This is a genomic window from Streptomyces sp. NBC_00683 (genome assembly GCF_036226745.1).
Lineage (GTDB): Bacteria > Actinomycetota > Actinomycetes > Streptomycetales > Streptomycetaceae > Streptomyces.
Window position 1 is genome coordinate 3,937,782 of the sequence record NZ_CP109013.1, and the last position, 26,436, is coordinate 3,964,217.

General features: G+C 68.4%; 25 protein-coding genes, 1 tRNA gene and 1 pseudogene. 15 read left to right on the top strand and 12 right to left on the bottom strand.

Annotated elements, in window-relative coordinates:
• Nucleotides 1-230: 230 nt before the first annotated feature.
• Together OG257_RS17535 and OG257_RS17540 are read left to right on the top strand one after the other, a co-directional pair.
• Entirely contained in the window at nucleotides 231-917 is a 687-nt protein-coding gene (locus OG257_RS17535; RefSeq protein WP_329208652.1) for a TNT domain-containing protein, read from the top strand.
• Nucleotides 918-996: 79 nt separating this feature from the next.
• Nucleotides 997-1,362, top strand: a complete 366-nt coding sequence (locus OG257_RS17540) for a hypothetical protein (RefSeq protein ID WP_329208653.1) — start codon at nucleotides 997-999, stop codon at nucleotides 1,360-1,362.
• A 337-nt stretch (nucleotides 1,363-1,699) separates the two neighbouring features.
• Here OG257_RS17540 and OG257_RS17545 read toward each other — a convergent pair whose 3' ends face one another.
• A complete protein-coding gene (locus tag OG257_RS17545; RefSeq protein WP_329208654.1) occupies nucleotides 1,700-1,924 on the bottom strand; it encodes a hypothetical protein in 225 nt (74 codons plus the stop codon).
• A gap of 220 nt (nucleotides 1,925-2,144) precedes the next feature.
• Nucleotides 2,145-2,801: a helix-turn-helix domain-containing protein gene (locus OG257_RS17550; protein ID WP_329208655.1), complete on the bottom strand. Its 657-nt coding sequence runs from the start codon at nucleotides 2,799-2,801 to the stop codon at nucleotides 2,145-2,147.
• A gap of 337 nt (nucleotides 2,802-3,138) precedes the next feature.
• Here OG257_RS17550 and OG257_RS17555 point away from each other — a divergent pair, with 337 nt between their 5' ends.
• From OG257_RS17555 to OG257_RS17575, 5 genes are all read left to right on the top strand, one after another.
• Entirely contained in the window at nucleotides 3,139-3,783 is a 645-nt protein-coding gene (locus tag OG257_RS17555; protein ID WP_329208656.1) for a hypothetical protein, read from the top strand.
• Nucleotides 3,784-3,848: 65 nt separating this feature from the next.
• Complete coding sequence (locus tag OG257_RS17560) at nucleotides 3,849-5,270, top strand: transcriptional regulator (protein ID WP_329208657.1); 1,422 nt, start codon at nucleotides 3,849-3,851, stop codon at nucleotides 5,268-5,270.
• A complete protein-coding gene (locus OG257_RS17565) occupies nucleotides 5,271-7,091 on the top strand; it encodes an SNF2-related protein (RefSeq protein WP_329208658.1) in 1,821 nt (606 codons plus the stop codon).
• A 286-nt stretch (nucleotides 7,092-7,377) separates the two neighbouring features.
• Nucleotides 7,378-8,331 (top strand): NaeI family type II restriction endonuclease, encoded by a 954-nt coding sequence (locus OG257_RS17570; RefSeq protein ID WP_329208659.1) that lies wholly within the window; start codon nucleotides 7,378-7,380, stop codon nucleotides 8,329-8,331.
• Entirely contained in the window at nucleotides 8,328-8,840 is a 513-nt protein-coding gene (locus OG257_RS17575; protein WP_329208660.1) for a very short patch repair endonuclease, read from the top strand. The genes OG257_RS17570 and OG257_RS17575 overlap by 4 nt, the downstream gene beginning before the upstream one ends.
• A 45-nt stretch (nucleotides 8,841-8,885) precedes the next feature.
• Here the strand turns inward: OG257_RS17575 and OG257_RS17580 are convergent, their stop codons facing one another.
• Entirely contained in the window at nucleotides 8,886-10,181 is a 1,296-nt protein-coding gene (locus tag OG257_RS17580) for a DNA cytosine methyltransferase (protein ID WP_329208661.1), read from the bottom strand.
• A gap of 386 nt (nucleotides 10,182-10,567) precedes the next feature.
• On the opposite strand from OG257_RS17580, the gene OG257_RS37240 reads away from it, so the two are divergent.
• Both OG257_RS37240 and OG257_RS17590 read left to right on the top strand, forming a co-directional pair.
• Nucleotides 10,568-10,816 carry an HD domain-containing protein gene (locus tag OG257_RS37240; protein ID WP_443054564.1) on the top strand — a complete coding sequence of 83 codons (249 nt, stop codon included), beginning with the start codon at nucleotides 10,568-10,570 and terminating at the stop codon, nucleotides 10,814-10,816.
• A pseudogene (locus OG257_RS17590) lies at nucleotides 10,735-11,280 on the top strand (tyrosine-type recombinase/integrase); the annotation flags it as partial. The gene OG257_RS37240 and the pseudogene OG257_RS17590, both read left to right, overlap by 82 nt.
• 129 nt (nucleotides 11,281-11,409) lie before the next feature.
• Here OG257_RS17590 and OG257_RS17595 read toward each other — a convergent pair.
• Nucleotides 11,410-11,484, bottom strand: a tRNA-Thr gene (locus OG257_RS17595).
• 176 nt (nucleotides 11,485-11,660) lie between these two features.
• On the opposite strand from OG257_RS17595, the gene OG257_RS17600 reads away from it, so the two are divergent.
• The 3 genes from OG257_RS17600 (at nucleotide 11,661) to OG257_RS17610 (ending at nucleotide 14,202) form a co-directional block, all read left to right on the top strand.
• A complete protein-coding gene (locus tag OG257_RS17600; RefSeq protein ID WP_329208662.1) occupies nucleotides 11,661-12,797 on the top strand; it encodes an ABC transporter ATP-binding protein in 1,137 nt (378 codons plus the stop codon).
• Between the two features lie 235 nt (nucleotides 12,798-13,032).
• Nucleotides 13,033-13,446, top strand: a complete 414-nt coding sequence (locus OG257_RS17605; RefSeq protein WP_329208663.1) for a hypothetical protein — start codon at nucleotides 13,033-13,035, stop codon at nucleotides 13,444-13,446.
• A 36-nt stretch (nucleotides 13,447-13,482) separates the two neighbouring features.
• The gene (locus OG257_RS17610; protein WP_329208664.1) at nucleotides 13,483-14,202 is read left to right on the top strand and encodes a nucleotidyltransferase family protein; all 720 of its coding nucleotides are present in this window, start codon (nucleotides 13,483-13,485) and stop codon (nucleotides 14,200-14,202) included.
• A gap of 74 nt (nucleotides 14,203-14,276) precedes the next feature.
• Here the strand turns inward: OG257_RS17610 and OG257_RS17615 are convergent, their stop codons facing one another.
• Nucleotides 14,277-15,890 (bottom strand): DoxX family membrane protein, encoded by a 1,614-nt coding sequence (locus tag OG257_RS17615; RefSeq protein ID WP_329208665.1) that lies wholly within the window; start codon nucleotides 15,888-15,890, stop codon nucleotides 14,277-14,279.
• 162 nt (nucleotides 15,891-16,052) lie between these two features.
• On the opposite strand from OG257_RS17615, the gene OG257_RS17620 reads away from it, so the two are divergent.
• Nucleotides 16,053-17,534, top strand: a complete 1,482-nt coding sequence (locus OG257_RS17620) for a hypothetical protein (RefSeq protein WP_329208666.1) — start codon at nucleotides 16,053-16,055, stop codon at nucleotides 17,532-17,534.
• Nucleotides 17,535-17,564: 30 nt separating this feature from the next.
• Nucleotides 17,565-18,188, top strand: coding sequence for an NUDIX hydrolase (locus OG257_RS17625; protein ID WP_329208667.1), 624 nt, complete (start codon nucleotides 17,565-17,567; stop codon nucleotides 18,186-18,188).
• 33 nt (nucleotides 18,189-18,221) lie between these two features.
• Here OG257_RS17625 and rlmB read toward each other — a convergent pair whose 3' ends face one another.
• From rlmB to OG257_RS17650, 5 genes are all read right to left on the bottom strand, one after another.
• Nucleotides 18,222-19,178: a 23S rRNA (guanosine(2251)-2'-O)-methyltransferase RlmB gene (rlmB, locus tag OG257_RS17630; RefSeq protein WP_329208668.1), complete on the bottom strand. Its 957-nt coding sequence runs from the start codon at nucleotides 19,176-19,178 to the stop codon at nucleotides 18,222-18,224.
• A gap of 109 nt (nucleotides 19,179-19,287) precedes the next feature.
• Nucleotides 19,288-20,688, bottom strand: coding sequence for a cysteine--tRNA ligase (gene cysS, locus OG257_RS17635; protein ID WP_329208669.1), 1,401 nt, complete (start codon nucleotides 20,686-20,688; stop codon nucleotides 19,288-19,290).
• Nucleotides 20,689-20,869: 181 nt separating this feature from the next.
• Nucleotides 20,870-21,379 (bottom strand): 2-C-methyl-D-erythritol 2,4-cyclodiphosphate synthase, encoded by a 510-nt coding sequence (ispF, locus tag OG257_RS17640; protein WP_329208670.1) that lies wholly within the window; start codon nucleotides 21,377-21,379, stop codon nucleotides 20,870-20,872.
• Entirely contained in the window at nucleotides 21,369-22,133 is a 765-nt protein-coding gene (gene ispD, locus OG257_RS17645) for a 2-C-methyl-D-erythritol 4-phosphate cytidylyltransferase (RefSeq protein ID WP_329208671.1), read from the bottom strand. Before ispD ends, ispF begins: the two co-directional genes overlap by 11 nt.
• A gap of 271 nt (nucleotides 22,134-22,404) precedes the next feature.
• Nucleotides 22,405-22,887, bottom strand: coding sequence for a CarD family transcriptional regulator (locus tag OG257_RS17650; protein WP_006380568.1), 483 nt, complete (start codon nucleotides 22,885-22,887; stop codon nucleotides 22,405-22,407).
• Nucleotides 22,888-23,511: 624 nt separating this feature from the next.
• On the opposite strand from OG257_RS17650, the gene OG257_RS17655 reads away from it, so the two are divergent.
• Nucleotides 23,512-24,183 carry a DUF461 domain-containing protein gene (locus OG257_RS17655; RefSeq protein WP_329208672.1) on the top strand — a complete coding sequence of 224 codons (672 nt, stop codon included), beginning with the start codon at nucleotides 23,512-23,514 and terminating at the stop codon, nucleotides 24,181-24,183.
• A 165-nt stretch (nucleotides 24,184-24,348) separates the two neighbouring features.
• Here OG257_RS17655 and OG257_RS17660 read toward each other — a convergent pair whose 3' ends face one another.
• Together OG257_RS17660 and OG257_RS17665 are read right to left on the bottom strand one after the other, a co-directional pair.
• Nucleotides 24,349-25,029 carry a response regulator transcription factor gene (locus OG257_RS17660; RefSeq protein ID WP_006377546.1) on the bottom strand — a complete coding sequence of 227 codons (681 nt, stop codon included), beginning with the start codon at nucleotides 25,027-25,029 and terminating at the stop codon, nucleotides 24,349-24,351.
• Nucleotides 25,026-26,297 carry a sensor histidine kinase gene (locus tag OG257_RS17665; protein ID WP_329208673.1) on the bottom strand — a complete coding sequence of 424 codons (1,272 nt, stop codon included), beginning with the start codon at nucleotides 26,295-26,297 and terminating at the stop codon, nucleotides 25,026-25,028. The genes OG257_RS17660 and OG257_RS17665 overlap by 4 nt, the downstream gene beginning before the upstream one ends.
• Between the last annotated feature and the right edge of the window lie 139 nt (nucleotides 26,298-26,436).

Here is a 26,436-nt window from a genome sequence, read left to right on the forward strand (position 1 = left end):
ACGCCGCCCGTACCCGGAAGAACCCGAACAGGACGTTCCCTAGGCCGATCAGGAGAAAGCTCGACTCCGAACGGGTGACGGCGCGTATCCCCGTCCTCGCCCGGCACCGCCATGGCAATTGACTGAGAGGCACCACACCACGGCGCCCTCCTCACGGGGCGCCTTCGCGCGACCTCGACGCCCGCGTGCCCTCCATGGCCGGCGCGGGCCATGGGAAGGGAACCAACTCTATGCGGGTGCTGCGGAACATCGTCTGGAGTGCGATCGCCTCGCTGCTCCTCCTCGTCGGACTGACACCGACGGCCGCCCACGCCGATACCGGTGACAAGGCCCGCCCCGGAGCCCACTGCCCGACGGACGACCGGACACGAGCGGTCAACGGAGCACCCACCACACCGCTGGAGCAGTACTACCTCGACGACTGGCGGCTCGGCCCCCAGGTCCTGCCGAGGACCGGTGCCATCGGAGCGATGCTGCGCGGCTACCACCGCACGGGCCCGACCTCGGCGTACTGGTTCCTCGGGTGCTACTGGCAGACCAACCCGACGACCGGCGAGTCCGGTTGGTGGTACCCGGACAACGACGGCTTCGTCCTCGACCGCGCCGGCAACCCGGTGAAGAGGACGCTGACCCTCCGCGTGGGACAGCTGGTCGACCTCTTCGGCAGCGGACGCGGCACCTTCCTCGCCCCCGCCGGCACCCCGTACGCCAAGCGCGCCATCCCGCCGAGCAACCTCGTCAAGTACACGAACGCCTATCCCTACAGCTACCACCTGTACCGGGTCACGGAAGCGATCACGGTGGAGGCCGGCCGCATCAGGCCGTGGTTCGGCCAGCCCGGTCTGGGAATCCAGTACAAGACGGCCGAGCGGGTCTCGGATCTCGTCACCGCCCAGAAGCTCGAAGCCCTGAACTGATCACGACCGCACTCCCCCGGGCGGGTTCCGGCACAGCCGGGGCCCGCCCGGGCTCGTGCGAGGAGGGGAACCGAACGCCATGGACAGGACGGAACTCACCGAACGGCTGCGCCGCGAGGGCGTCCCGGACGCGCTCTACGAGATCCCGGGCGTCCACGGCGTCCCCATGCAGCTGGACGCCTACTACGTCCTGCGCCCGGAGGAGGACACGTGGCCGGTCCTCCTGCGCGAGCGCGGCCAGGACAGCGTCATCGCGCGCTTCTGGACCGAGGCGGAGGCGTGCCGCTATCTGTACGACACCCTCGTCGACGTTCCCCCACCCGTCCCCGGCGGCGCGGAACGGGTCGACCGGCTCCTGGCGGACGCGGACGAGATCCAGCGCCGGGCCGAGGAGGACTTCGAACGGGCCCCCGGCCACGACGCGGACGAACCACCCAGCACCTGAGCCTCCCGGCCGGCGGGGCCGCCGTATCCGCCGTATCCGCCGTATCCGCCGTATCCGCCGTATCCGCCGGAACGAGGAAAGCCCAGCTCAGAGCACATCTGAGCTGGGCTTTTCGTTGAGCCCCCTGTCGGATTCGAACCGACGACCTACGCATTACAAGGGCCTGCAGCTTCGTGACAAACACTGCCGGCACATGCCGTTCGGTACCGTTTGCGCAGGTCAAAGGCGGGCGGCGCCCTCAACCACATCACGGGGTGCCGCCTGATGCCGTACGGTCCGCTCACGCAACACCGGCTCATCGGGTCTTGCAGCCAGGATGTCGGGCGGCGCGGCGGCGTCAGCGGATGAAGAACCGCGCCGCGATGATCTGGATCGCGATGGCACCGCCGGCATAGGCGGCACCCTTCAGCATCTGGACCGCGAGCGCCCAGCGGAGGAAACGCAGCCGACGCAGGATCCTGCGCCACGAGCGCCCGACGGCACCACCGCTGGAACCGTCCTGGCGCATCCAGGCAGCCTTGATCTTCCTGGCAACCCTGGCCAGGTAGGCCGTACAATTCATCAGTGGGAACTCCTTCTCGTATTCGATTCGAAGTAGGGCGTTTCCTGCAGGGGAGGTTGGACGCGGTTGGCAAGCCTTCTGTCCAGCCTCTCCTGCTCTACCCGTGCGGCGGCGCACGGCAGTCGGCACCGAATGGCCGACTACAACAGCCCGACAATTCAGCAGTCACAGAGTAGCCTCTCCGGCAGCCGAGAAATTCACCAGTGCAGCTTATGCAATCCTAGTCACGCCCAAGGGCAGCAAGCGCGATCTTCACGGTATCCCGGCCCGCAGATTCTGCCGACCGTAGAAGTACTTCCATTTCAGGATTCATCCGATTCTGCCCCAGTGCCGACACCAGGGAGCCGCACTCACCCTCATGCAGAGTCGCCCCGAGGTCCCACAAAAGAGCGGATCGAGCCGCCAATGGAAGCGCGGCAAGAAAGACCGGAGTGCAGTATTCCGCCTCATCGGCGTTCGTGCTGTTGCGCCGGTCCCCGTCGGCAGCCTGCCCGCCGAAACCGTTGCGCCGGTCCCCCTCCGCAGCCTCGCCACCGCAGGCGCACGCGCCCACGCGGCGGCAGCAAGGGGCCTTCCGTGCCGCCAGCAAGAGCCGCTCTGCGCGCGCGAAATCCTCACCCAGGCGGACCGTTCCGGCGATCTGCGCAGGCTGCGCCAGCCGCCTCAAGGCCGCGAGGACTCCCGGCCGGGGCAGCCTCCTCCCGTGCAGCCAGTGCGAAAGCAAGGAAGAGGAGACACCGAGAGCCCGCGCCTTCTCGGCCATGGTCACCCCCGGGAGGGCCTGGGGCAGCACCTCCTGGAAGGCGAGCGCGAAAGCCTTCACTTCCTCCGTAGCCTCGCCCACGCAGGAGCGTTTGATCGATCCGAGTGACGGCATGCAAAGGAGCCTCTCGCTCGCCGGAGATCGGCAGGGTTGCGTGATCATCGGAAGCCTAGCCCTTCCTTGCGACATCGGGGAGCGGTCCGGCGTTATTACGCAGATGTATTTATGGCAGCGGACATAATGAATCCATAAATGCTCACTTAGGGGACGAAACGGATCTTTACTTCAATGAGAAGCGTAAAGATCCAGGAACTACTGGAGTAAGCGATACAGCCTGTGCTAATAATGAGCAAGAATCGCGGCCCGAGATGCACCCTCAGGACTGCACCGAAACACTGCATGAAACGGAGGCGCTGTGACGCCATCGTGGCGCGATGACAGCCTCGGAACGATGAAGCGAGTCGCCCTCTGGCTCGTGTCGGAGGTCGGCGAGGGGCAGCCCTTCACCAAGGAGGCACTGCGCGACGCGTTCCCCGGGGTGTCCCAGGTGGATCGACGCATGCGCGATCTCCGCGACTTCAGGTGGCAAATCGATACAAACAGGGAGGATGCAGGCCTCGACTCCCACGAGCAGCGTTTCGTGAAGCGCGGCGACCCCGTCTGGGAACCCGGCCGCGCTACCCGGAAGACCGGCACGACAGCCATCGGCGCAGGACGCCGGCGTGAGGTCCTCCAGCAGGACGGCAACATGTGCCGTTCCTGCGGGATCGTTCCCGGCGAGACTTACGCCGGCACATACGAAGCGGCCCAGCTGGACATCGCGCGGCGGGAGGTTCTGAAGCCTGACGGGTCCAAGGCCACCGAGCTGATCACGGAGTGCAAGCGGTGCCGGATCGGCGGCAGGGAACTGGTCGCGGACCTGGGTCAAGCCCTCAAGGAAGCCGCCGGACTCAGCTCCATCGAGCGCAAGGTACTGTCCGGCTGGATGGAAGCCGATGAGCGCCAGTTCAGCCGACTGGAGCAGCTCTGGAGCGACTACCGGTCCCTGCCCGAGGAATCGCGCGCCCACCTCCGCAGAGCGCTCGGCCTCGACTGAGCATCCGGCAGGTGCGGAGGGCATTCGAAGCAGGACGAGCAGAGGCAGGAGCGAGGACAGCGGACATGGCTATGGATTACGGGCTGCCGCCCAGGGCTGAGGAGAACCGGGCCACCGTTCAGGCCCGGCTGGCGGAGAGCGCGGCCGGCGGCGGCACCCGCGAGACGTTCACCGTCGAGTGGCGGGGCAAGCCCGAGCACCTCGAAGTGATCGAGATGGAGGTCGGCGACCTCTACTACAACCCGGCGACCCACCGGATTCGCGCGCAGGTAGATCATGACCTCGACAAGTCCGCGATCCTCGAAACGGACCCGTGGAGCACCGACGGTCAGCGATACCTGGGCCGTCTACTGCAGGTGGTCCCCGCCGATCCGGCGAGAACCGACCCCGCGTTCGACGAGCTCACCGCGAGCTTGAAGGAGTTCGGGCAGACCGAGCCAGGCTTGATCACCCACGAGGGCATCCTCGTCAACGGCAACACACGACGCGCCGCGCTCCTGGAACTTCACGGGCCGAACCACCCCGTGCGCGTGGCTGTGCTGCCCGCTTCCTGCGACTGGAAAGACGTCGCTGCCGTTGAGCTCTCGCTGCAATTGCGCAGGGAGCACCGGCGGGATTACTCATACATCAACCGGCTTCTCGCCGTGGAGGAACTGGTCGACCAGGGCACCCCGCTCGCGGCGATCGCTACCACCTTCCGCTCCACGGCTGCGCGGGTCCGGCAGGACCAGTGGGTGCTGTCCGTCATCCGCCAGTTGATCAAGCGCAGTGAGATCTCCGGGGAGCGGCTGTCGCTGGTCGCGTTCGAGGAGCATGCGGAGAAGTTCCGCGAGCTGCATCGCGCCTACGAGAAGCAGTACAGCGTCAACCCCGAGCGGGCCGATCTGCTCGTAGAGAACCGCCTGGCCGCCATGCTCATGGGCTTCGCCAAGACGGACGTGCGCTTTATCGATGACAAATTCCGTGACGCGTACCTGTCGGAGAAGCTGCCAGACGGCATGGCCCCCGAACCTGCTCCGTCACGAGGGGGTGTAGCAATCCCGGGCCTGGGGCGTGCCGTCCAAGGCCCCAGCCCTGCCGTCTCGGCGGCTAGAGCCCTGACAGACGCCGTCCTCCAGGCTCGGGCGGTCACCCAAGCCGGTAGCTCCGCCCCGACGGAGGCAGTGACTGCAGCGCAAGACGAGGTAAAGCGCATGCACAAGGCGATGGACGAAGCCATCACCGACGCCGGCCGCGCCGCCCGCATCACCAAGCGCAAGCAAGCTGCTCCCGCTCGTCTCGCAGACGCGAACCGCAGCATCGAGCAGTGCGTCACGGACCTCGTCCTCTCCCGCTCGCAGCGAAGCCTCGATGAGGAAGCCTTCGACGATGCCATCGTCGAACTGCGGAAGAGGCTGGAGAAGCTCGCGGTCGAAGCCCGACGGACTGTCGGTGAGCCTGGCGACGGCCTGTCGTGGCTCCTCGAAGCCACGGGAAAGGCACGTTGAGTGGTTGACCAGCCCAGTCTGGTGATCGGCTTCGACACCACGCGCACCCAAGCGGCGCTCAGAACCGTGCCCGAATGCCGCGGCGAGTTGGGGCAGATGATCGCCAGCTTCCCCAGTGGCCGGATGACCGACCGCCTATCCGCCGCTGTCCCTATAGACAGCTTCCTGGCCAGTCTCGGCTCCCTAGCGGCATGGCCGCAGCCCGAGAGCGTGGTCTGGGAGGACGACTTCCGCCTCCTCGTCAGCGAGATGCTCGACACCGCGGAGACGGCGGATCGGCTGCTGAACGGCACGCCGGGCGAGGAGAATGTTGCCCCGGAAGGGGTGCCAGCCCTGCTGGGCGATGCCTGGACGGGGCCTCTCACCCCGTTTCAGCTCCGGGACATCGCCCGGCTGCTCTCGGTCGGCCACGGGGCCAACTTCAGCGTGCCAGGCGCCGGCAAGACCCGCGTCTCCCTGGCCGTGTTCTCGGCCCTGCGGGAGCAGGGAGCGGTCAACCGCATCCTGGTAGTCAGCCCGAAGTCGGCCTACGAGGCGTGGCAACTGGAGGCGCGGGAGTGCTTCTCCTCGCCTCTGGACGTACAGGTACTCGGCAAGACGGTGCCTCCGGCAGCAGACATCCTCCTTCTCAACTACGAGCGGCTGGACAGGGCGCTCGCCGGCCTGTCGCAGTGGCTGAAGGCGGCCCCGACCATGCTCATCCTTGACGAGGCGCACCGCATGAAGCTCGGCGGCGCGGGTGTCTACGGCGCGGCCTGCATGGCGCTGGGCCCGCTCAGCCGCGTGCGCATGATCCTTAGCGGCACCCCGGCGCCGAACGGGGCGAAGGATCTGGAGAACCTGCTCTCCTTCGTCTGGCCTGGCCACGGGCGACGCGTGGTCACCCAGGCGGTAGACGGTGGCGACCTAGCCCATGCAAGCCAGGTACTGCGTCCCCTCTACACCCGGACGACGAAGGCAGAGCTGGGGCTTCCGCCTGTCGACTTGCGCGTCCGCCCGCTCAGCATGCCTCCCCTGCACCGTGAGATCTACGACGCCTTGATCGGCAAGTTCTCTCCGCGCGCAGCTGCCGACCGGGGCGATTTCGAGGCATTCGGCAAGGCAGTCCTGCGTCTGCTCATGGCCGCGACCAGTCCAGCGCTCCTCGTCGGCGGCTCGACCCGCTACGAGCCGCTGAACTTCCGTGTCCCGCCCTTGGATATCCCGGAGGGGGACTCGCTTGCGGCCCTCCTCCGCAAGCTCCCCGATTACGAGCTACCGCCCAAGTACACGGAGACGCTGTCCATCGTCTCCGCCAATGCCGCGGCCGGCCGGAAGACTCTGGTGTGGACGGGCTTCGTCCGGAGCATCACGTCATTGCAAGCGCTGCTCGCACCGTTCCAGCCCGCCGCGGTGCACGGGGGGACTCCCGACCGGGAGGAGGAGCTGCGCCGCTTCCGCGAGGATCCGGATTGCAGCGTCCTCATCTCCAATCCGGCGACCCTGGGCGAGGGCATCAGCCTCCACCAGGTCTGCCATGACGCCGTGTACGTCGACCGCGACTTCCAGGCAGGCCGGTTCCTCCAAAGCCTGGACCGCATCCATCGCCTTGGCCTCGCCCCGGACACGGAGACGCGGGTCACCGTCCTCACTGCGATGGGAAGTGTCGATGATGTCGTCTCCATGCGGCTCGCTGAGAAGCTGGAGTTCATGGGCAGCATCCTCGACGACCCCGAGGTGCAGCAGCTCGCTGACCCGGAGGACGAGGCCCCGATGGCCGCAGGGATGAACTCAGCCGACGTCCAGGCGCTGCTGGAGCATCTCAGGGGGCGCCCGGCGTAGCGGGCACCACAAGCGCTCCGGTGCCCGTCAAAGCGTGCCCTCACCGAGAAGCCGCTCGATGGCGTCCGCTTCCCGCTGCAGCACGATGCGCCCGTCTCCGTCGCTGAAAGCGAGAAGGCGGCTGCCTGCATCGAGCCCTGCCTCCGCTAGGAGGCCGAGAGGGCGTAAGACCTGCCCGTCATCGCCGACCAAGGGTTCTGCTGGTTCGCGTATCACGCCCAGCAGTCTGCCGGCACCGTCCCGCAACCGACTGCCCCAGCACACCCTCTGCCGATAGGGTCCCGCTGTGGACGGCGAAACGATCAGCGTGCAGGCACCCCTGTGGCCAGTTGGTGAGAGCGACGACCCGGCCTTGGAGGCGGTGGCCGAGGAGATTCTTCGCGCGGACCCGGACGGCAGCCGGTTCGCTGGCGCGGTCCGCCGCAGCATCGACATGCTGCTGGACGGCCAGCACACCGGGCGCTTCCGCTGGGACCAGCTCTTCAAGACCGAGAAGGCCCACCTGGGGACCCTGATCGAGATCAATGTGCAGCGCGAGTTCGGCTTTGCGGACGGCACCAGCATGGACTACTCGATCGCCGGGTCGGACGTCGACTGCAAGTACTCCCAGACCCTCGGCCAGTGGATGATCCCGCCCGAAGCCCACGGGCACCTGCTGCTCGTCGTCTGGGCCAGCGACGAGCAGTCCCAGTGGTCGGTGGGACTCGTCCGGGCATTGCCCGAGCGGCTCAACAACGGCGGCAACCGCGACGCGAAGAAGACACTGAACGTGGCCGGCCGGGGCGCAGTGCGATGGCTGTTCCGCGACGCGCCCCTCCAGGAGAACATGCTGCTGCGCCTCTCCCCGGCGGACATCATCGCTATCTTCTCCCACAAGCGCGGCCAGCGCCGCGTGGACGAGCTGTTCCTCCGGGCGCAAGGGCGCAGGGTCAGCCGCAACGTCGTTGCTACGGTGGCTATGCAGGAGGACTACATGAAGCGCGTCCGCTACAACGGTGGATCGCGCTCCAGGCTCCAGCCCCGCGGCGTAGTGATCTTGGGTCACTACACCCGCCATGGGCGCATCGCCGAAGTCCTAGGGCTGCCAGTTCCGGGCCCGGGCGAATCTGTCAGCGCCCGCCTGTCCCTTGCGGGGGCCCACCACGTAGGGGTACCGACAGTGGAGCTTGACGGACAGGAATGGGCCCTGGCCAGGGCCGATGACCCCGAAGAAGCAGTACCGAGACTGCCGGAAATATGAACGGACACAGCAAGCGCTACACAGTGCCGGAGCCGGAACCCCAGACAGGACCGTGGGTCCCGCCCAACGGCTCGTGGGCCTCGTCAGCCGCGAACCGACGCAGCATGCTGGGCAACCGGAGCCGCGACACAGCTCCGGAACTGCTGCTGCGGTCACTCGTCCACGCAGCGGGGCTGCGCTACCGGGTAGCGGCCAAGCCCCTGCCGAAGATGCGGCGCACAGCTGACATGGTCTTCCGCCCCGTAAAGGTGGCTGTGTTCATCGATGGATGTTTTTGGCACGGCTGCCCCGACCACTTCGTCATGCCGAAGACCAACCGTCCGTACTGGGAAGACAAGATCGGGCGGAACGTCCAGCGCGACCGGGATACCGACCAGCGCCTCGCCGACGAGGGCTGGCTAGTGCTGCGCTTCTGGGAGCACCTCGACCCCGAGGCATGCGCCGACACCGTTATCGACGCGGTGAAGTCTCGGCGGCAGGCGGTAGCGGGGTCGCGGCGGCCCCATTAGGCCCCGCGAACACCGCGCCCCGCCTTCGGACACGCCGTCAGCGGGTCAGCTGATCTTCGCCTGGTTCAGCGAGAACAGCTCGTGTCGCTGATGCCCCTCCTGGCCGACGAACGCCTTGAACTCGCCGAGGCTGTACGCGTACGTGCCGCCGGAACGCTGCTCCCTCCGGATCTCGAAGTCCCTTTCGAGATGCGCGATGTGCCGCTCGACCTCAGGCTCAGACAGTCGCTTGCCCGCCTTCTCCAAGCGGCCGATGATCTGGGTGATACCGATGAACCTCTGCTTCTCGGCCTCCGCGCGAAGCAGTTTGTACACAGGATCATGCACCGTCTCGGTGTCCTCGACCAACGCCGCCGGAGCACCCTTTTTGTTCAGCGCGTCGGCGATAGACCGGCCGATGGCCTCGGCCACAGGCGGAGGGAAAGCGTTGCCGACCTGCCGGTATCGGCTGGTCTTCTTCCCTTCGAAGACCCACTTGTCCTCGGGCTTCCATCCTTGGATGCGGGAGACCATCTCCACCGTGAGCTTCGGGCCGGGCTTCCCCTCGGCAGGCTCCCAGTCCTCGCCTGGTGCTTCGTCCGCCACACCATGAGCATCGACCCCGAGCTTTGCCCAGGCAGCCTTGGCACGGGTCGGCCCCAGGTCCGCCCCTCCGTGCTTTTTAGAACCACCGACGATGGTCGGCGCAATGTCGTTAGCGCCCTCGGCCCATTCCTTAGCACCCTTCCAGCCACCGGCAGCCATGAGGTCGTAGAGCGTCTCACCGACCGTCCGACGCTCGCCCTCCAGAGGCTTCGGCCAGGCAAAATAGGGCGCGTACTCGCGCTGGAGCGCCACAAGGACAAACCTCGGGCGCAGCTGCGGTACACCGAAGTCCGCAGCGTGGAAGAGCTCCCACTGCGCTACGTAACCAGCGTCTTGCAGCGTGTCCAAAACGTTCTGCCGGTAGGCGGCGAACCGGTTCGCACTGAGCCCTCGCACGTTCTCCAGGAGAAGAGCCTTGGGCCTTACCCGCGCGGCCAGCCCGACCGCCCAAGCGAACAGGTCTCGTTCGTCAGCGGCGCCAAGCTGTTTGCCCGCAATAGTGAAGGGCGGGCAGGGGACACCACCGGCGATCAAGTCCGGGGTGCCGTGCTCAGCACAGAACTGCTCCGGGTCCCAAATCGACCGGTCAGCCACGTCTCCAGTGCGTACATCGCAGCCCGGCATGTTCCTTTTCAGGGTTTCCGCAGCCCTTGGGTCGAGCTCCACGGCAACAGCGTGCTCGAATCCGGCGCGCTCCAACCCCAGAGCCTGCCCGCCAGCACCTGCGCAGATCTCGGCAACCTGAAGCTTGGCCATTCGTCCTCCATACGTGCGCACCGCCCGCCGCGCGCTCGGCTGCACTCGCGACGGACCAGACTCGAACACGTTAGCGAGTCCGTCTCCGCTCACGAACATCCCAGCAAGATCGCAACAAGTCCACTGGGTCGGGGCAGGAACAGCTGAGCTGACCGCGAACGCGGTCAGCGGAGTGGCCTATATTAGTTCGCCGACATCAGCCCTTGCCGTTGTCCACAGGACCTGCTTGGCAAAAAGGGACGAGTGTCTCACCACCAAGCGCCTGGAATGCGCCGCCCGAGCCTTTGCAAGGGAGGGTGCACCGATCCATCTGGTCGTGTCTGCGCAGGACCGCACCTGGGCAGATACCGAGCGTGAACGGAACTTTGCCGGCGTGGGCCTGGAACGTGGCCGAGGCTGAGCTGAGAGGGCCGCTTCCTCGTTGGTGGCTGCACTCTCTAGGAGTCTCGCAGCGCGCGACCGAATTGGCTGAGCCGGTGGGAGGGGATACGGAGCTCTTGGTCTCTGCAGCCGTCTTACACGACGTCAGCTACGCGCCGCGGCTGACCGTCAATGGATTTCCCCACTGGACGGCGCTCGCTTCGACAGCGGCTACCGTGTGGTCGCACTCGACGACGACACCATCGACGTCCTGAAGCGCTACCGCGAACGGCAGGACCAAGACCGCGAGAAGTGGGGCACGGCCTGGGCCGAGACCGGCCACGTCTTCACCCAGGAAGACGGCTCCTGGCTCCACTCGGGCAAAGTCGCCGACCTCTTCGAGCGCCTCGTCGCCGCGTCCGGCCTCCCGCCGATCCGACTGCACGATCTGCGCCACGGCGCGGCGACGCTCATGCTCGCCGTCGGCATCGACATCAAGATCGCGTCGGACACACTCGGCCACAGCGGCACCCGGATCACACGGGGCATCTCCCAGAGCGTCCTGCCCCACGTCAGCAGGAGCGCCGCCGAGGCCATCGCGAAGCTCACCCCCCTCCAGCGCAAGGCCGAAGCCGAGAAGGCTGCGGCCAAGAACGCCGACAGGGCTAAGGGCGGCAAGCCGAGTAACGAGGCGAAAGCCCGGGCCGAGGAGGCCACGCACCGGAAGCCCAAGAAGTAGGGGTCCCTGAGCGGCTCCGCTCACGCCCCGCTCACGCAGGCCCTCCCACCGCGCCCCGACCATCCGGCATACCAACCCCGGAACAGTAAAAAACCCAGGTCACGGGCTATGTGACCTGGGGTTTCGTTGAGCCCCCTGTCGGATTCGAACCGACGACCTACGCATTACAAGTGCGTTGCTCTGGCCGGACTGAGCTAAGGAGGCAGCGGGAGCAGTGTAACCAACGCCGGGACCGGAACCTGCTCAATATTCGGGACCTCGGACTGCTGACAGATCCGAGAACGCCAGGTAGCGTCACACCAGGTTCACTCAAGTGGACCAGACCACTCCCTTACTCGGATCGTCCGGCACGTTCCTGCCGGTGGAGGAGAAGATTCAGCATGGCCAGTGTCACGTTCGACAAGGCGTCCCGCGTCTACCCCGGCTCCACGAAGCCGGCTGTGGACCAGCTCGAGATCGACATCGAAGACGGTGAGTTCCTCGTCCTCGTCGGTCCTTCCGGTTGTGGCAAGTCGACCTCCCTGCGCATGCTCGCGGGTCTCGAGGACGTCAACGGCGGTGCGATCCGCATCGGTGACCGCGACGTCACGCACCTGCCCCCGAAGGACCGGGACATCGCCATGGTGTTCCAGAACTACGCGCTCTACCCGCACATGTCCGTCGCGGACAACATGGGCTTCGCGCTGAAGATCGCCGGGATCAACAAGACGGAGATCCGGGCGAAGGTCGAAGAGGCCGCCAAGATGCTGGACCTCACCGAGTACCTGGACCGCAAGCCGAAGGCGCTCTCCGGTGGTCAGCGTCAGCGTGTGGCCATGGGCCGCGCGATCGTGCGTGAGCCGCAGGTCTTCCTCATGGACGAGCCGCTGTCGAACCTCGACGCCAAGCTCCGTGTGTCGACCCGTACGCAGATCGCCTCGCTGCAGCGCCGCCTCGGCATCACCACGGTGTACGTGACCCACGACCAGGTCGAGGCCCTCACCATGGGCGACCGTGTCGCGGTCCTCAAGGACGGTCTGCTCCAGCAGGTCGACTCGCCGCGCAACATGTACGACCGCCCGGCGAACCTCTTCGTGGCCGGCTTCATCGGCTCCCCGGCGATGAACCTCGTCGAGGTCCCGATCACCGACGGCGGCGTCAAGTTCGGCAACAGCGTCGTCCCGGTCTCCCGCGCGGCCCTCTCCGCCGCCGCTGACCGCGGTGACACGACCGTCACGGTCGGCATCCGCCCCGAGCACTTCGACATCGTCGAGCACGGTGGCGCCGCCGCCCAGAGCCTCGCCAAGGGTTCGGCCGACGCGCCGGCCGGTCTGGCCGTGTCGGTCAACGTGGTCGAGGAGCTCGGCGCCGACGGCTTCGTCTACGGTGCCGCGCAGGTCGGTGGCGAGCACAAGGACCTGGTCGTCCGTGTCGGCGGCCGCGCCGTTCCCGAGAAGGGCACGGAGCTGCACGTCGTGCCGCGCCCGGACGAGCTGCACGTCTTCGCGACCTCGACCGGTGAGCGCCTCACCGACTGACGTCGTCCTCGCTGTACGACGGCCCCGCACTCCCGAGTTCCGGCTCGGGGGTGCGGGGCCGTCTGCGTGGCGTTGCGCGCCTGCGGGTTTCGGGCGCGAGCCGTCCCAAATATCCTGGTACGACGGTCATTTCACCCCGGTTCGTCAACCTGTGATTCGAAAGGCCACCTCGAACCATCCCCCGCAGGAGTGACGAAATGTCGCCAAGTCATCACTGACCGCTACGCTCGCCTGCGTGACCCACACCGCGCGCCGAATCGGCCGAACCCTCGCTCTCGTACTGCCCGTCGTCATGGTCCTCTCCGGGACTCTCGCGGTCACCCGCGTGCAGTGGTCGGCGCACAACACCGAGTCGCAGCTGCTGACGGCGGCTTCCGAGACCGTGTCCAAGCGCGCCAAGGCGCGTGAGCCGCAGGATGTCCTGCGGGACAAGCTGCTCCTGGAACTGCAGGAGAAGGACCCGGGCGTCGCGCTGACCGAGCTCCAGCGCACGGTGGAGGCGCGCCCCTCGCTGGCCAAGCACTGCATGTCGATCGCGAAGGCGCTGGGCAAGGCGGCCGTCGACCAGTACGGCCCCACGCGCGCGCACCGCTTCTCCCGTCCGGTCTGCGACACGTCGTTCGCTTCGGGCGTCGCCCAGTTCAGCTGAGCCGCGTGTGCGCGGGCACGGCATATCGTGCCTGGCATGCAAACGTTTCCGACGCAGGCCGTGATCCTGGCGGGTGGCCAGGGCTCGCGGCTGCGCCCGTACACCGATGACCGTCCCAAGCCGATGGTCGAGATCCCGGGGACCGGGACCCCGATCATCGGCCATCAGCTTTCCTGGCTGGCCGCCGAGGGTGTCACCGACGCCGTGATCTCGTGCGGCCATCTTGCCGATGTGCTGCAGGAGTGGCTGGCCTCCGCCGATCTTCCGTTGCGCGTCACGACCGTCGTCGAGACCGAGCCTCTGGGCCGGGGCGGCGGTCTCAAGCATGCCGCGACGCGGCTGCCCGACCCGTCGGAGCCCTGGTACGCGACGAACGGCGACATCTGGACGCGTTTCTCGTTGCGGGAGATGGCGGCGTTCCACGCCGAGCGGGATGCCACCGCCACGCTCGCGCTGGCCCGTCCGCGGATCCCGTGGGGCGCGGTGGAGACGGACGCGTTCGGGCACATCACGGACTTCATCGAGTCGCCGCCGTCGCCGTACCTGATCAATGCGGGCGTGTACGTGTTCGCGCCCTCGTTCACGTCGCTGCTGCCGGACCGGGGCGACCACGAGCGCACGACGTTCCCGCGGCTGGCCCGCGAACGGCTGCTGGCCGGCTTCCCGTTGCCGCACGGGGCGTACTGGCGGGCCATCGACACCGCGAAGGACCTGACGGAGGCGGCGAAGGAACTGGGCGCCCACACGGGCGGCTGAGGCGTCACCGCGGACGTGCACGAGGGCGGCCACCGGGTTTCCGGTGGCCGCCCTCGTGGTGTGCGGTGGGGGTGTCAGCCGAGCAGGCCGCCGATGGGGTTCTGGCCGGCGCCGCCGCCTCCGGTGGAGCCGCCGCCGCCGTCCGACCCGCCGCCGCCCGAGCCGCCGCCGCCTCCCGTGGAGCCGCCGGAGCCGGAGCCGCCGGAGGAGGTGGGGCCGGCGCTGCTGGCCGGGGGCTGCTCCGGGGTCGACTCCCGGGGCGGCTCCTGACCGGTGCCCTGGGTCTGGCTGGGCTGTCCGGTGTTCGCTCCGGTGGTCTGGCCGGACTCGCGGACGGAGTCCGCTCCCGGGGTGGATTCCTCGGCCGCCGGGCTGCTGGACCTGCTGGACGGGGAGGGTTCGGGGCGGCGCCCCTCAGGGGTGCTGGAGGGCTTGCGCTTGCCGGTGGACTCCTCGGGGAGCGGGGATCCGGGGAGCTGGTTGTACGGGTTGCCGGGGCCGGGAACGGTGACGACCTCGGAGGAGCGGACCGCGCCGCCGAGCATGGAGCCGATGAGCAGGGTCATACCGACGACGACGGTGGCGACGACGGTGCCCCGGCGCAGGACACGGCGGCGGAGGTCCCAGATGTCGGAGCGGGGGCCGAGCTTGCGCCAGGCCTCTCCGGCGAGGCGTCCGTCGAGGGAGTAGACGGGGGCGCCGGCGATGACGAGGGGGCTCCAGGCCGCCAGGAAGATGATGTCGGGCGCGTCGTACGCGGCGACGCTGCGCCAGCTGACCGTCACGAGGAGGGCTGCGGAGAGCAGGGCTCCGAAGATGGCGGCGACGCGCTGCCAGAGACCCAGGACGGTGAGGACGCCGACGACGACCTGGAGGAAGGCGACGGAGAGCCCGGCGCCGACGGGGTGGGAGAGCGCGAAGTCGCGCAGCGGTTCGGCGAGGGCCCAGGGCTGCAGCGAGGTCAGCCACTTGACCATGGAGCCCCGGTCGCCGCCCTCGAAGTAGACGGGGTCGCAGAGCTTGCCCATGCCGGCGTAGATGGAGATGAAGCCGAGGAAGACGCGCAGGGGGAGCAGGACGACGCCGAGGTTCATGCGGCGGCCGGGGTAGTACGCGTGCCGCACGGTGTCGGCGGCGTGGCGCCGCTCCTGGGCGGTGTCGTCGGGTTCGTCGTCGAAGGGGTCGCGGGGGTCGTGGGACCCCGTCTCGACGGGGTCGTAGGCGCCGACGGCCTGCCGCATGGGGGGCAGCAGCGGCCCGGTGCGGCCCGGTCCGGGCTGGGGTGCGATGAGTACGGGGTTGGGCTGCGTCTCGTCGAGGCGCGGGATGACCTGGGTGCCGAGGCCCGCGTCCTCGCCGGCTCCGGTGCCGCCGCCGGGCCTGGTGTCGAGGTGGCCCGCGGTGGAGTTCCGTACGGCCTGGAGGAGTCCGGTCGCTCCTGGATCGCCCGGCTCCGACCTGCCGCTCCAGACGACGGGGGCCCGCCTGCGTCCGCCCGCGCCGCTCATGGCGGGGATCCGGGGCTGTGCGGTCGCCAAGGGGCGCAGGCGCGTGCGCTGGCCCGGGGCGAGCTGCACCCGGAAGCTGGCGTGGTTGACGATGACCTGCGCGGGGTCGCTGTCCACCTTGGTCATGCTCAGGGCGGCGGGCTGTTCGTCGAACCGCGGCGTTCTGGTGTCCACACTCATCTAACCGAGTGATGTGTGATTAGGACACTGCCTTGACGTGGCCGAAGTGTCCGAGACCCGTCAAGATCCAGCCATTCCTTGCCACCCAGGAACTTTTGTTCACCTTCCATACGTCAACCAGCCCGGCCATCATGTGCGTTATCCGTAGTGGACTGGGGAGTCATGGGCGGGCAGCAGCTTACTTTCAAGGACCTGACGCGGTATCCGGTGATGGCCCAGGCCCTGGACAACCAGTGGCTGCCCGGCGATCTGGCTGCGGCACGGCAGCGGGCGAACGCCGCGCCGGGCCGCTCCCCGGACGATGTGGAGGCTTCCGCCGCCGAGTTGCGACGCGCGTTGGTGAACAGCGGCACCCTGGTGGTCAATCGGGCGTACTTCATCAACAACGAGGCGGTCTCGGCCAATTTCGCGCCGGATGCCGATCCGGCCGAACGCCAGGCCTTCATCCGCCTGCTGAACGGGAAGGCGCTCGTGCCCTTCCTGTACTCCGAGCGTGACCCCGCCGCCGAGTTCGCCTGGACACACGACCCGCAGGTGCACCGGTCCTGGGGGCGGCTGCTCGCCGACGAGGCGGAGCCGGACCTGGTCCGCTTCGACTGGGACGACGAAGCGAACCGGGAGGCGACGGACAAGGTCAACCACTTCTTCTCCAGCCAGCTGCTGACGCTCCAGCGGCTCCGCGAGGAGCCGTTGAGGAAGAACCTGGGCATCTCCCTCGCCCAGGCGCGGGCCATGAAGGAGGGCATCCTCACCGACATCCTCCTCTGGGCCGCGCGGCAGGACCTCTACTCGACGATCACGCGTGAGGCCGTGTACCGGGAGTTCCTGACCCGGCCGGGCACGCAGGTGCGCGAGGGTCTGCTGCGGGAGGGCGATCACATCGTGCCCGCCAAGCAGCTGATCGACCTCCTGTACACGCTGGGGGTTCCGAAGGCGAGCAGCATCACCGCTCTGACGCCTCCGGGTTCGCCGCCGCGTTCGGCGCTGCAGGAGCTGCGTGACGACGTCCGCAGCCAGAACGACGACCCGGAGCAGATCGGTCTCCTGCTGCGCGATCTGTTCGCCGACGCCCTGCACCGGGCCGTGGACGGCCCCAACTCCTACGGTTCGCTGTCGCTGTCCGACATCACGCGGCTGCGTACGACGGAGGAGTGGAACGGCTATGTGAACGCCCTGGACTCGTTCGTCCTGGGCAGCTTCAGGGACGGACGGGTGCCCAGCCCCGAGGAGTTCCGTGCCGGAACGGGCGATGTCGCCAAGCTGCACCGCGGGATGCTGCGGACCGCGCGCAAGGTGAGCGGTACCCGTCAGGGTTTCCAGCGCGAGATGAAGGTGGCCCTGGTCCTGGAGTCCGCCGGTATCGCCCTGCAGGTGACGTCCGGGGAGGAGGTGTCGCTGCTGGCGGGTTCCCTCCAGATGGCGACGGCCGTCGCGGGCGCCCTGAGTGTCCGGCTGGAGTTCTTCGACCAGGGAGGCCGGGGCGCGCGCAAGGGTCTCGGGCATTCGCTGACATTGCCGTCGCTTCAGCTGGGCAATGTCAGAAGGGACTGGGAGAAGATCCTCAAGTCGTACGGGGGCAGGGTCGTGGAGACCGGGTCGGCGCCCCGGGGCGGCCAGGCGGATCAGCAGTCACCAAATGTGTGAGGCGTGACAGGCGCGGAGGGAGCACGGCAGATGGGTGTCGAGCGGTACGAACGGCTGCGTGCGGAGCGTCCGGCGCTGTTCGCGAATCAGCCCGGCGGTATCGAGATCCTCACCGAGCCTGACGCGGTCTCGGCGGCGGGCGGGGTGCTGTACGAGGACCCGTACGTCGTGCTGCTGCGCGATCCGGTGCGCTTCCCCGACGGCTCCACGGGTACGTACATCCGCTCGATCAGCCCCACACCGGAGCAGGGTTGTGTGGTGCTTCCGCTCCTCGACGGCAAGGTGGTGCTGGTCGAGCACTTCCGGCACTCGACGCGTTCCTGGCAGTGGGAGGTGCCGCGCGGTTTCGGCACGGCGGGCATGGAGCCCGGGGCGAACGCGGAGAAGGAACTGCGGGAGGAGATCGGCGCGGTGGCCCTGGAGATCGTCCCTCTGGGTGAACTTCACCCGGACACGGGGGTGACGGCCGACCGGGTGTCGCTCTTCGCGGCACGGATCGAGGCGCTGGGGCCCCTGGAAACAGCCGAGGGGATCCGCAGCGCCGTCACGGTGCCGTTCGCCGAGGCGGAGGCGATGGTGGCCGACGGGCGCATCACGGACGCCTTCACGATCTCGGTGCTGATGAGGGCGAGGCTGGCGGGCCTGACGGCGTGAGAGCCGTCAGACCCCTGGCCCGCCCGTTCCGGGTCACGCGCGGCGGCGTGCGACCTCGTACAGGACGATGCCTGCGGCGACTCCGGCGTTCAGGGACTCGGCGCCGCCCGGCATCGAGATCCTGACCCGGTAGTCACAGGTCTCGCCGACGAGTCGGCCGAGGCCCTTGCCCTCGCTGCCGATGACGATGACGACGGGGCCTGCGAGGGCCTCGAGGTCCTCGACCGTGTGCTCGCCGTCCGCGGCGAGGCCGACGACGGTGATGCCGGCCTTCTGGTAGCCCTCGAGGGCGCGGGTCAGGTTGGTGACCCGGGAGACCGGGGTACGGGCGGCCGTGCCCGCGGAGGACTTCCAGGCACCGGCGGTCATACCGGCCGCGCGGCGCTCGGGGACGACGACGCCGTGGCCGCCGAACGCGTTGACCGAGCGGACGATCGCGCCGAGGTTGCGCGGGTCGGTGACGCCGTCGAGGGCGACGATCAGCGGCTCCTCGTTGTTGTCGTACGCGGCGGCGGTGAGGTCCTCGGGGTGCGCGTACTCGTACGGCGGGACCTGGAGGACGAGGCCCTGGTGGTTCAGGCCGTTCGTCATCCGGTCGAGCTCGGGGCGCGGGGCCTCCATGAGGTGGATGCCGCCGCGCTCGCCGGCGAGCTGGATGGCCTCGCGGACCCGCTCGTCGTTGTCGATGTATTGCTGCACGTAGAGGGTGGTCGCGGGGACACCGTCACGCAGGGCCTCGAAGACCGGGTTGCGGCCGACGACCATTTCCGACGTGCCCTTGGTGCCACCGCGGCGCGGGGCGGGGCGGCGGGCCGCGGCCTGCTTGGCCTGGGCGTTCGCCACCCGGTTCTTCTTGTGTCCCTTGCGGTCGGCGGCAGGCGGCGTGGGTCCCTTGCCCTCGAGACCGCGGCGTCGGTTACCGCCGCTGCCGACCTGCATGCCCTTCTTGTTGGACGTGCGGCGGTTCCTGCGCTGGCTGTTCCCGGCCATGACCTACCTGTTTCGTTGCTTCAGAAAAACGTGTCTCAAGTGAAAGTGTGCCGCCCGGATGGCCGGGCGGCACATTTGTGCTGCTCACGCATGGTGCGAAGGGTGCCGCTCAGCGCGGGCCGAGGGTCCACCTGGGGCCGTTCGGGCTGTCCTCGATGACGAGGCCGGACTGGTTGAGCTGATCGCGGATGGCGTCGGCAGCCGGCCAGTCCTTGCGCTCGCGTGCCGACTGGCGCTGGTCCAGGACGAGGCGTACGAGGGTGTCGACGACTCCGTGGAGGTCCTCGCCGCGGTCGCTCTCGCCCGCCCAGTGCGGGTCGAGCGGGTCCAGGCCGAGGACTCCGAGCATGGCGCGCACCTCGGCGAGGCGGGCGACCGCTGCTTCCTTGTCGTCGGCGGCGAGGGCGGAGTTGCCCTGGCGGACGGTGGTGTGGACGATCGCGAGCGCCTGCGGGACGCCCAGGTCGTCGTCCATCGCCTCGGCGAACGCGGGCGGCACCTCGGCGGCCGGTGCGACCTCGCCCCCCGCCTTCTCGACGACGCGCTGGACGAAGCCCTCGATCCGCGCGAACGCGGACTCGGCCTCCCTCAGTGCTTCCTCGCTGTACTCGATCATGGAGCGGTAGTGCGGGGTACCGAGGTAGTAGCGCAGGACGATGGGGCGCCACTGCTTGACCATCTCGCTGACCAGCACGGAGTTGCCGAGGGACTTCGACATCTTCTCGCCGGCGAGGGTGACCCAGCCGTTGTGCACCCAGTACTTCGCGAAGTCGTCGCCGAAGGCCTTGGCCTGGGCGATCTCGTTCTCGTGGTGCGGGAAGATCAGGTCGATGCCGCCGCCGTGGATGTCGAAGGCGCTGCCGAGGTACTTGTGCGCCATCGCGGAGCACTCCAGGTGCCACCCGGGGCGGCCGCGGCCCCAGGGCGTCTCCCAGCTGGGCTCGCCTGGCTTGGCCGACTTCCACATCGCGAAGTCGCGCTTGTCGCGCTTGCCGGTCTCGCCCTCGCCGGACGGCTGGCGCAGGTCGTCCAGGTCCTGGTTGGAGAGCTCGAGATATCCCTCGTACGAGCGCACGTCGAAGTAGACGTTGCCGTCGGCCTCGTAGGCGTGGCCGCGCTCGATGAGGCCGCGCATCATCTCGACCATCTCGGTGATGTGGCCGGTGGCGCGCGGTTCGTACGTGGGCGGGAGGCAGCCCAGGGCGTCGTAGCCGTCGTTGAACGCGCGCTCGTTCTCGTAGCCGATGGACCACCACGGGCGGCCCTGCTCGGCCGACTTCTTGATGATCTTGTCGTCGATGTCGGTGACATTCCGGATGAACGTCACGTCGTACCCGCGGTATTCGAACCAGCGGCGCATGATGTCGAAGTTCAGTCCGGACCTGATGTGCCCGATGTGCGGGGCGGCCTGCACAGTCGCGCCACAGAGGTAGATCGAGACACAGCCCGCTGTGAGCGGGACGAAGTCACGGATCTGCCGGGCGTTGGTGTCATGCAGGCGAATAGTCACCTCTCAAGGGTAGTGGGCCCGCACCAGTGCCCAGCGCCCCCTGTGGAAAACGTGTCACAACTAATCCGCGACCGTGCTCTCCGGCGCCGTCGGAAGCGTTCCGCAGGGCGGGTCGCGGGGTGCCGGGAGCGTGCCGGTGGCGGCGCTGCCCATGAGGACGGCAGGAGGCCCGGGTGCCCGGTCAGCCGGTGCGGTAGACGAGGGCCGTCGCGATGCCCGCGATGCCTTCGCCGCGGCCGGTGAATCCGAGACCGTCGGAGGTCGCGGCGGACAGCGAGACCGGAGCGCCGACCGCGTCGGACAGCACCTTCTGGGCCTCGTCGCGACGCTTGCCGATCTTCGGGCGGAGGCCTACGACCTGCACGGCGACGTTCCCGATGCCGAAGCCCTCTGACCGCACGATCCGCGCCGCCTCGGTGAGGAGCGTGACACCGGAGGCTCCCGACCACTCGGGCCGGCCGGTGCCGAAGTGCTGTCCGAGATCGCCGAGCCCGGCCGCCGAGAACAGGGCGTTGCACGCGGCGTGCGCGACGACGTCGGCATCGGAGTGCCCGGCCAGGCCGGGTCCTTCGCCCTCCCAGAGGAGCCCCGCGCACCAGAGCTCACGGCCCTCCTCGAACGCGTGGATGTCCGTACCGATACCGACGAGCGGGATCAGGGGCACCGGCTGCTTCGCCGCTTCAGAATCCATCGTTCGCCCTCCGGCGTGCGAGAACGGCCTCGGCGAGGACGAGATCCAGGGGCCTGGTCACCTTGAATGCCTCTTCGTGCCCGGGTACGACGACGACGGGCGCGCCGAGCTGCTCCACCATGCCCGCGTCGTCGGTGGCGCCGTCACCGTCGACCGCCACGGCGCGGTGGGCCCGCACGAGCGTGTCCCGGTCGAAGCCCTGGGGTGTCTGGACGGCACGCAGCCTGGCGCGTACGGGGGTCGACAGGACCGGCTCGGGCTCGCCCGGCGTGCCGGGTTCGACCTCCTTGACGGTGTCGGCGAGCGGCAGGGCCGGTACGACGGCGGGAGCCCCGTCCCGTACGGCTTCGACGACCGCGTCCACGGTGTCGACGGGCACGAGGGGCCTGGCGGCGTCGTGGACGAGGACGACGGAGATGTCGTCGGGGAGCGCGTCGAGTCCGAGCTGAACGGACTCCTGGCGTGTCGCACCGCCCGGGACGACCAGGTAGTCGGTGCGCTCGGGCAGGGCGTGCTCGTCGATGAGGTTCTTGACGTCGGGCGCGCCATCCGGCGGCGCGACCACGACGACGAGCGAGACCGCGCGGGACGCGGCCATGGCCCGTACGGCGTGGATCAGCATGGGTGTCCCGCTGAGAGCGCGGAGCGCCTTGGGGGCCCCGGGGCCGAGCCGGACGCCGCGGCCGGCTGCGGGAATCACCGCTGCGGTGCGGGAGGGGCGCGGTTCAGCAGGCGTCGGGGACATCGGTGACATCGGTTGCACTCCGAAGCTTCGGCAGGTTTGTTTCCACGGCCGACATGGGTATGGCCACAGCGAGCCGGGCGCGACGCCTTGACTTGACCGGGACCCCTTCCGTGACCCCTGGTCGGGCAAGCCGCAGCGGGGGCTCGTCTGTGGTTGAGGGGGATGGCGCCGGTAGTGGATCCGACGGGATCCGAACATGCCGCAGCGCCCGACGACTTACCGTGAAGGACGGTTCGTCAGCGGGCACCGCGGCACATTCTTGCGACCGGTGTGATCCGGTTCAGGACGCGAGGACCTCGTCGAGCAGAGCCTCGGCCTTGTCCTCGTTCGTGTTCTCCGCGAGAGCAAGCTCGCTCACCAGAATCTGGCGGGCCTTGGCGAGCATGCGCTTCTCACCTGCGGAGAGTCCGCGCTCACGCTCACGACGCCACAGGTCGCGAACGACTTCGGCGACCTTGATGACATCGCCGGAGGCGAGCTTCTCGAGATTTGCCTTGTAGCGTCGGGACCAGTTCGTCGGCTCTTCGGCGTACGGCGCGCGCAGCACCTCGAAGACCCGGTCCAGCCCTTCCTGCCCGACTACGTCACGCACACCGACGAACTCCGCATTGTCCGCCGGCACACGAACAGTCAAGTCGCCCTGGGCGACCTTGAGCACCAAGTAGGTCTTGTCCACGCCTTTGATCTGGCGAGTTTCGATAGCCTCGATCAGCGCGGCCCCGTGATGGGGATAGACCACGGTGTCGCCAACCTTGAACGTCATGTGACAGGTACCCCTTCCGTGGCTATCCAGAGTAACACGAGAACTGCTTCTCCTGAATGGCGTTTTCGCAGGTCAGGGCATATCTCGGGGCTTGACAACAGCAACACGAACGTGCTGCGGAAGGCTTCCGGAAGGCGATATTCGCAGGTCGGAGCAGGCGCGCGGGCGAGCCGAAACGCGCGCGTCACACGGACCGGAAGCCCTCCGGAAGTGACTGAACGTCCCGTTTTGCCGGATTCTGGATGGCGATCTTTCCGCGCTCCGTTCGGGCGTCGATCACCCGTACGAGTCTTTGAGTCGATGGTCAATGAAATTGATCAACGGCCGGCCACCGGGTGGATTATGGGTATGGAATGCGCCATCACCAGGGAAATTGATCACCGGCCGCCCGCGGCGCGATCACCCGGGTTTTGTGAACGCTGTGCGAAACGGCGCGATCGCTGCGCGATCGGGAGCCGCGCCCGTGCCGTACGGCCATAGGGGGCGGGTCGGGTGCGGGCGCGGGACGGTGGCTCGGTAACCTGAGCCCGCTGACACACACTTAGGGCGGCTTCACCCCGCTCGGCCTTCCTGTCCGCAGAGTCCGAAGTCCGCAGTCCGAACGTTCAAGGAGTTGCCGCCGCCGTGAGCCGCAGCCTTCGACACGGCGCCCTCGCCGCCACTGCCCTCGTGTTCTCCATCGCCTCGTTGTCCGCGTGCAGTGCGGGCAACAACGCGGAGACGCTCAAGGTCAGGCCGGACAACGCAGCCACCGCTGTCGACCACATCAAGATCCAGAACGCGAACGTCATCACTCAGCCCGGGCACGAGACGGAGGGTCCGGCCGCCGTCACCGCCACGCTGTTCAACAACGGCCCCGGCAGCGAGGTCCTGGAAGCGATCACGCTGCCCGGCACCAGCGCCACCGTGGAACTGCGCGCCGCCAAGGGCAAGGGACCGGTCGTCATCCCGTCCGGCGGACGGGTCATCCTGGGCGGCAAGGGCAACGCCTCCGCCGTGATCGAGGACGGCAGCCAGGTCGGGCAGGACGGCGGCGTACAGCAGGTCGTCTTCCAGTTCAGCGAGACCGGTGACATCGGGCTCGGCTCCATGATCGTTCCGGCATCCGGCTTCTTCAAGGACTTCGGCCCGAGCACGGCGCCGTCGCCGAAGCCCACCCCGAAGCCCTCGGAGGACGCCTCCGAGACGCCGGGCGAGCCGACGGGCACCCCGTCGGGTTCGGCGTCGGAGGGGGCGACCTCCGAGCCGGAGAGCGGCTCCGCCACGCCGACGGGCGAGGCGTCCGCCGACCACTGACCCACGCGTGAAGAAGGGGCGTCTCCGGCCGGGAGACGCCCCTTTTCATGCGACTGGCAATGCGGCTGGGACTGCGGCTGCGGCTACCACGGCCGCTGCCTCTGCGGCAGCCCGTACGGCCGGACGTGTTTCCGGCGTCAATGCGGCGCCGCCTCGTTCACCGGTTTACGGCTCGAACTTGTAGCCCAGGCCCCGCACCGTCACCAGGTACCGCGGCGCTCCCGGGTCCGGCTCGATCTTGGCGCGGAGTCGCTTCACGTGGACGTCGAGGGTCTTGGTGTCGCCCACGTAGTCCGCACCCCAGACCCGGTCGATCAGCTGCATGCGCGTCAGGACGCGGCCCGCGTTGCGCAGCAGCATCTCCAGGAGGTCGAACTCCTTCAGCGGGAGGTCGACCTTGCCGCCGGAGACGGTGACGACGTGACGGTCCACGTCCATCCGCACCGGACCGGCCTCCAGGGCGGCCGGGGTGACCTCCTCCGGCTCCCCGCGGCGGCGCAGGACCGCGCGGATGCGGGCCACCAGCTCCCGCGAGGAGAAGGGCTTGGTCACATAGTCGTCGGCTCCTATTTCCAGGCCCACGACCTTGTCGATCTCGCTGTCCTTGGCGGTGACCATGATCACCGGAACGTTGGACTTCACCCGCAGCTGCCGGCAGACCTCCGTGCCGGGCAGCCCGGGCAGCATCAGGTCCAGCAGGACGAGGTCGGCGCCGTTGCGCTCGAACTCGTCGAGACCGTCGGGGCCGGTGGCCGCGATGGCGACCTCGAAGCCTTCCTTGCGGAGCATGTAGGACAGGGCGTCGCTGAAGGATTCCTCATCCTCGACGACAAGCACTCGGGTCACGGAAGAGCCTCCGGGGCAGGAAATGGTTCAAAAGTGTCGGTCTCGTACGGCCCCTCGTCCTCAACGGGGTGACCGTTGACGATGAGCGGTCCGCCGGTGGTGCGCCCCCGTACGACGCCCGACTCGGGCAGTCGCAGGGTGAAGGTGGAGCCCTGGCCCTCAGAGCTCCAGACGGTGACCTCCCCGCCGTGCGAGGCGGCCACATGCTTGACGATGGCGAGGCCGAGACCGGTGCCACCAGTGGCCCGGGAGCGGGCCGGGTCGACGCGGTAGAACCGCTCGAACACCCGCTCGCGGTCCTTCTCGGAGATGCCGATGCCCTGGTCGGTCACGGCTATCTCGATCAGATCCCCGCCCGGTGCGACCAGCCGCCGGGCAGCGATGCCGACGCGGGTGCGGGCGGGGCTGTAGTTGACGGCATTCTCCACGAGATTGCCGAGCGCGGCGGCGAGCTGACCGCGGTTTCCCCAGACGAAGAGGTCCGCCGTACCGCCCGAGGCCATGGTGATCTGCTTGGAGCCCGCCTGCTGGCGGCACCGGTCGATGGCTTCGGCGACCAGTTCTTCCACCCGAACGGGTTCGGCGTCCTCGAGCGGATCGTCGTTCTGGACCCGGGAGAGGTCGATGAGCTCCTGTACGAGGTTGGTCAGCCGGGTCGCCTCGATCTGCATGCGCCCGGCGAACCGCTCCACCGCCTCCGGGTCGTCGGAAGCGTCCATGACGGCCTCGGAGAGCAGCGAGAGCGCGCCGACCGGGGTCTTGAGCTCATGGCTGACGTTGGCGACGAAGTCGCGCCGTACCGCTTCTATGCGACGGGCCTCGGTGAGGTCCTCGACCAGCAGCAGCACCAGCCGGGAACCCAGCGGAGCGACCCGGGCCGAGACGGCGAGCGCCTCGCCCCGCCCCGTACCGCGCCGTGGGAGGTCGAGCTCGACCTGTCGTATCTCACCGTCGCGCCTGGTGTCCCTGGCCATGTGGAGCATCGCCTCGACCGACAGGCGCCCGCCCCTGACCAGGCCCAGCGCATACGCGGCGGAGCTGGCCTTGACGACGCTGTCGCTCTCGTCGAGCACGACGGCCGAGGAGCTGAGCACGGAGAGGACCGTGTCCACCCCGGGGGGCAGCGCGGCGTTGCTGTCGGGCCGCAGGGACGTACGCGTGGGCTGCCTCTGCTCGCGTTCGCTCCAGCGGAACGCCAGCATCGCGATGACACCGGTGCACAACCCGGCTATCGCGGCAGCTGCGGCGACTGCCGCGTTCACGTCCATGCTTCAAGGTTATGCGGGTGCGTCGGGTCTCTCCCAGCCATCCGGGTGCCTTCTCGAACACTCGTCGCCCAGAGTTCACCGAGGAGAAAGTGCCGGTTCACTTCGGGGGCCGGATCCCGACTCGTTGTGCCCCCACCGT

What these genes read in the sequence shown, in the direction of transcription:
- OG257_RS17535 (WP_329208652.1), top strand. Translation starts at nt 231, where the DNA reads ATGCGGGTGCTGCGGAACATCGTCTGGAGTGCGATCGCCTCGCTGCTC.
- OG257_RS17540 (WP_329208653.1), top strand. Translation starts at nt 997, where the DNA reads ATGGACAGGACGGAACTCACCGAACGGCTGCGCCGCGAGGGCGTCCCG.
- OG257_RS17545 (WP_329208654.1), bottom strand. Translation starts at nt 1,924, where the DNA reads ATGAATTGTACGGCCTACCTGGCCAGGGTTGCCAGGAAGATCAAGGCT.
- OG257_RS17550 (WP_329208655.1), bottom strand. Translation starts at nt 2,801, where the DNA reads ATGCCGTCACTCGGATCGATCAAACGCTCCTGCGTGGGCGAGGCTACG.
- OG257_RS17555 (WP_329208656.1), top strand. Translation starts at nt 3,139, where the DNA reads ATGAAGCGAGTCGCCCTCTGGCTCGTGTCGGAGGTCGGCGAGGGGCAG.
- OG257_RS17560 (WP_329208657.1), top strand. Translation starts at nt 3,849, where the DNA reads ATGGCTATGGATTACGGGCTGCCGCCCAGGGCTGAGGAGAACCGGGCC.
- OG257_RS17575 (WP_329208660.1), top strand. Translation starts at nt 8,328, where the DNA reads ATGAACGGACACAGCAAGCGCTACACAGTGCCGGAGCCGGAACCCCAG.
- OG257_RS17580 (WP_329208661.1), bottom strand. Translation starts at nt 10,181, where the DNA reads ATGGCCAAGCTTCAGGTTGCCGAGATCTGCGCAGGTGCTGGCGGGCAG.
- OG257_RS17600 (WP_329208662.1), top strand. Translation starts at nt 11,661, where the DNA reads ATGGCCAGTGTCACGTTCGACAAGGCGTCCCGCGTCTACCCCGGCTCC.
- OG257_RS17610 (WP_329208664.1), top strand. Translation starts at nt 13,483, where the DNA reads ATGCAAACGTTTCCGACGCAGGCCGTGATCCTGGCGGGTGGCCAGGGC.
- OG257_RS17615 (WP_329208665.1), bottom strand. Translation starts at nt 15,890, where the DNA reads ATGAGTGTGGACACCAGAACGCCGCGGTTCGACGAACAGCCCGCCGCC.
- OG257_RS17620 (WP_329208666.1), top strand. Translation starts at nt 16,053, where the DNA reads ATGGGCGGGCAGCAGCTTACTTTCAAGGACCTGACGCGGTATCCGGTG.
- OG257_RS17625 (WP_329208667.1), top strand. Translation starts at nt 17,565, where the DNA reads ATGGGTGTCGAGCGGTACGAACGGCTGCGTGCGGAGCGTCCGGCGCTG.
- rlmB (WP_329208668.1), bottom strand. Translation starts at nt 19,178, where the DNA reads ATGGCCGGGAACAGCCAGCGCAGGAACCGCCGCACGTCCAACAAGAAG.
- ispF (WP_329208670.1), bottom strand. Translation starts at nt 21,379, where the DNA reads ATGGATTCTGAAGCGGCGAAGCAGCCGGTGCCCCTGATCCCGCTCGTC.
- ispD (WP_329208671.1), bottom strand. Translation starts at nt 22,133, where the DNA reads ATGTCACCGATGTCCCCGACGCCTGCTGAACCGCGCCCCTCCCGCACC.
- OG257_RS17650 (WP_006380568.1), bottom strand. Translation starts at nt 22,887, where the DNA reads ATGACGTTCAAGGTTGGCGACACCGTGGTCTATCCCCATCACGGGGCC.
- OG257_RS17665 (WP_329208673.1), bottom strand. Translation starts at nt 26,297, where the DNA reads ATGGACGTGAACGCGGCAGTCGCCGCAGCTGCCGCGATAGCCGGGTTG.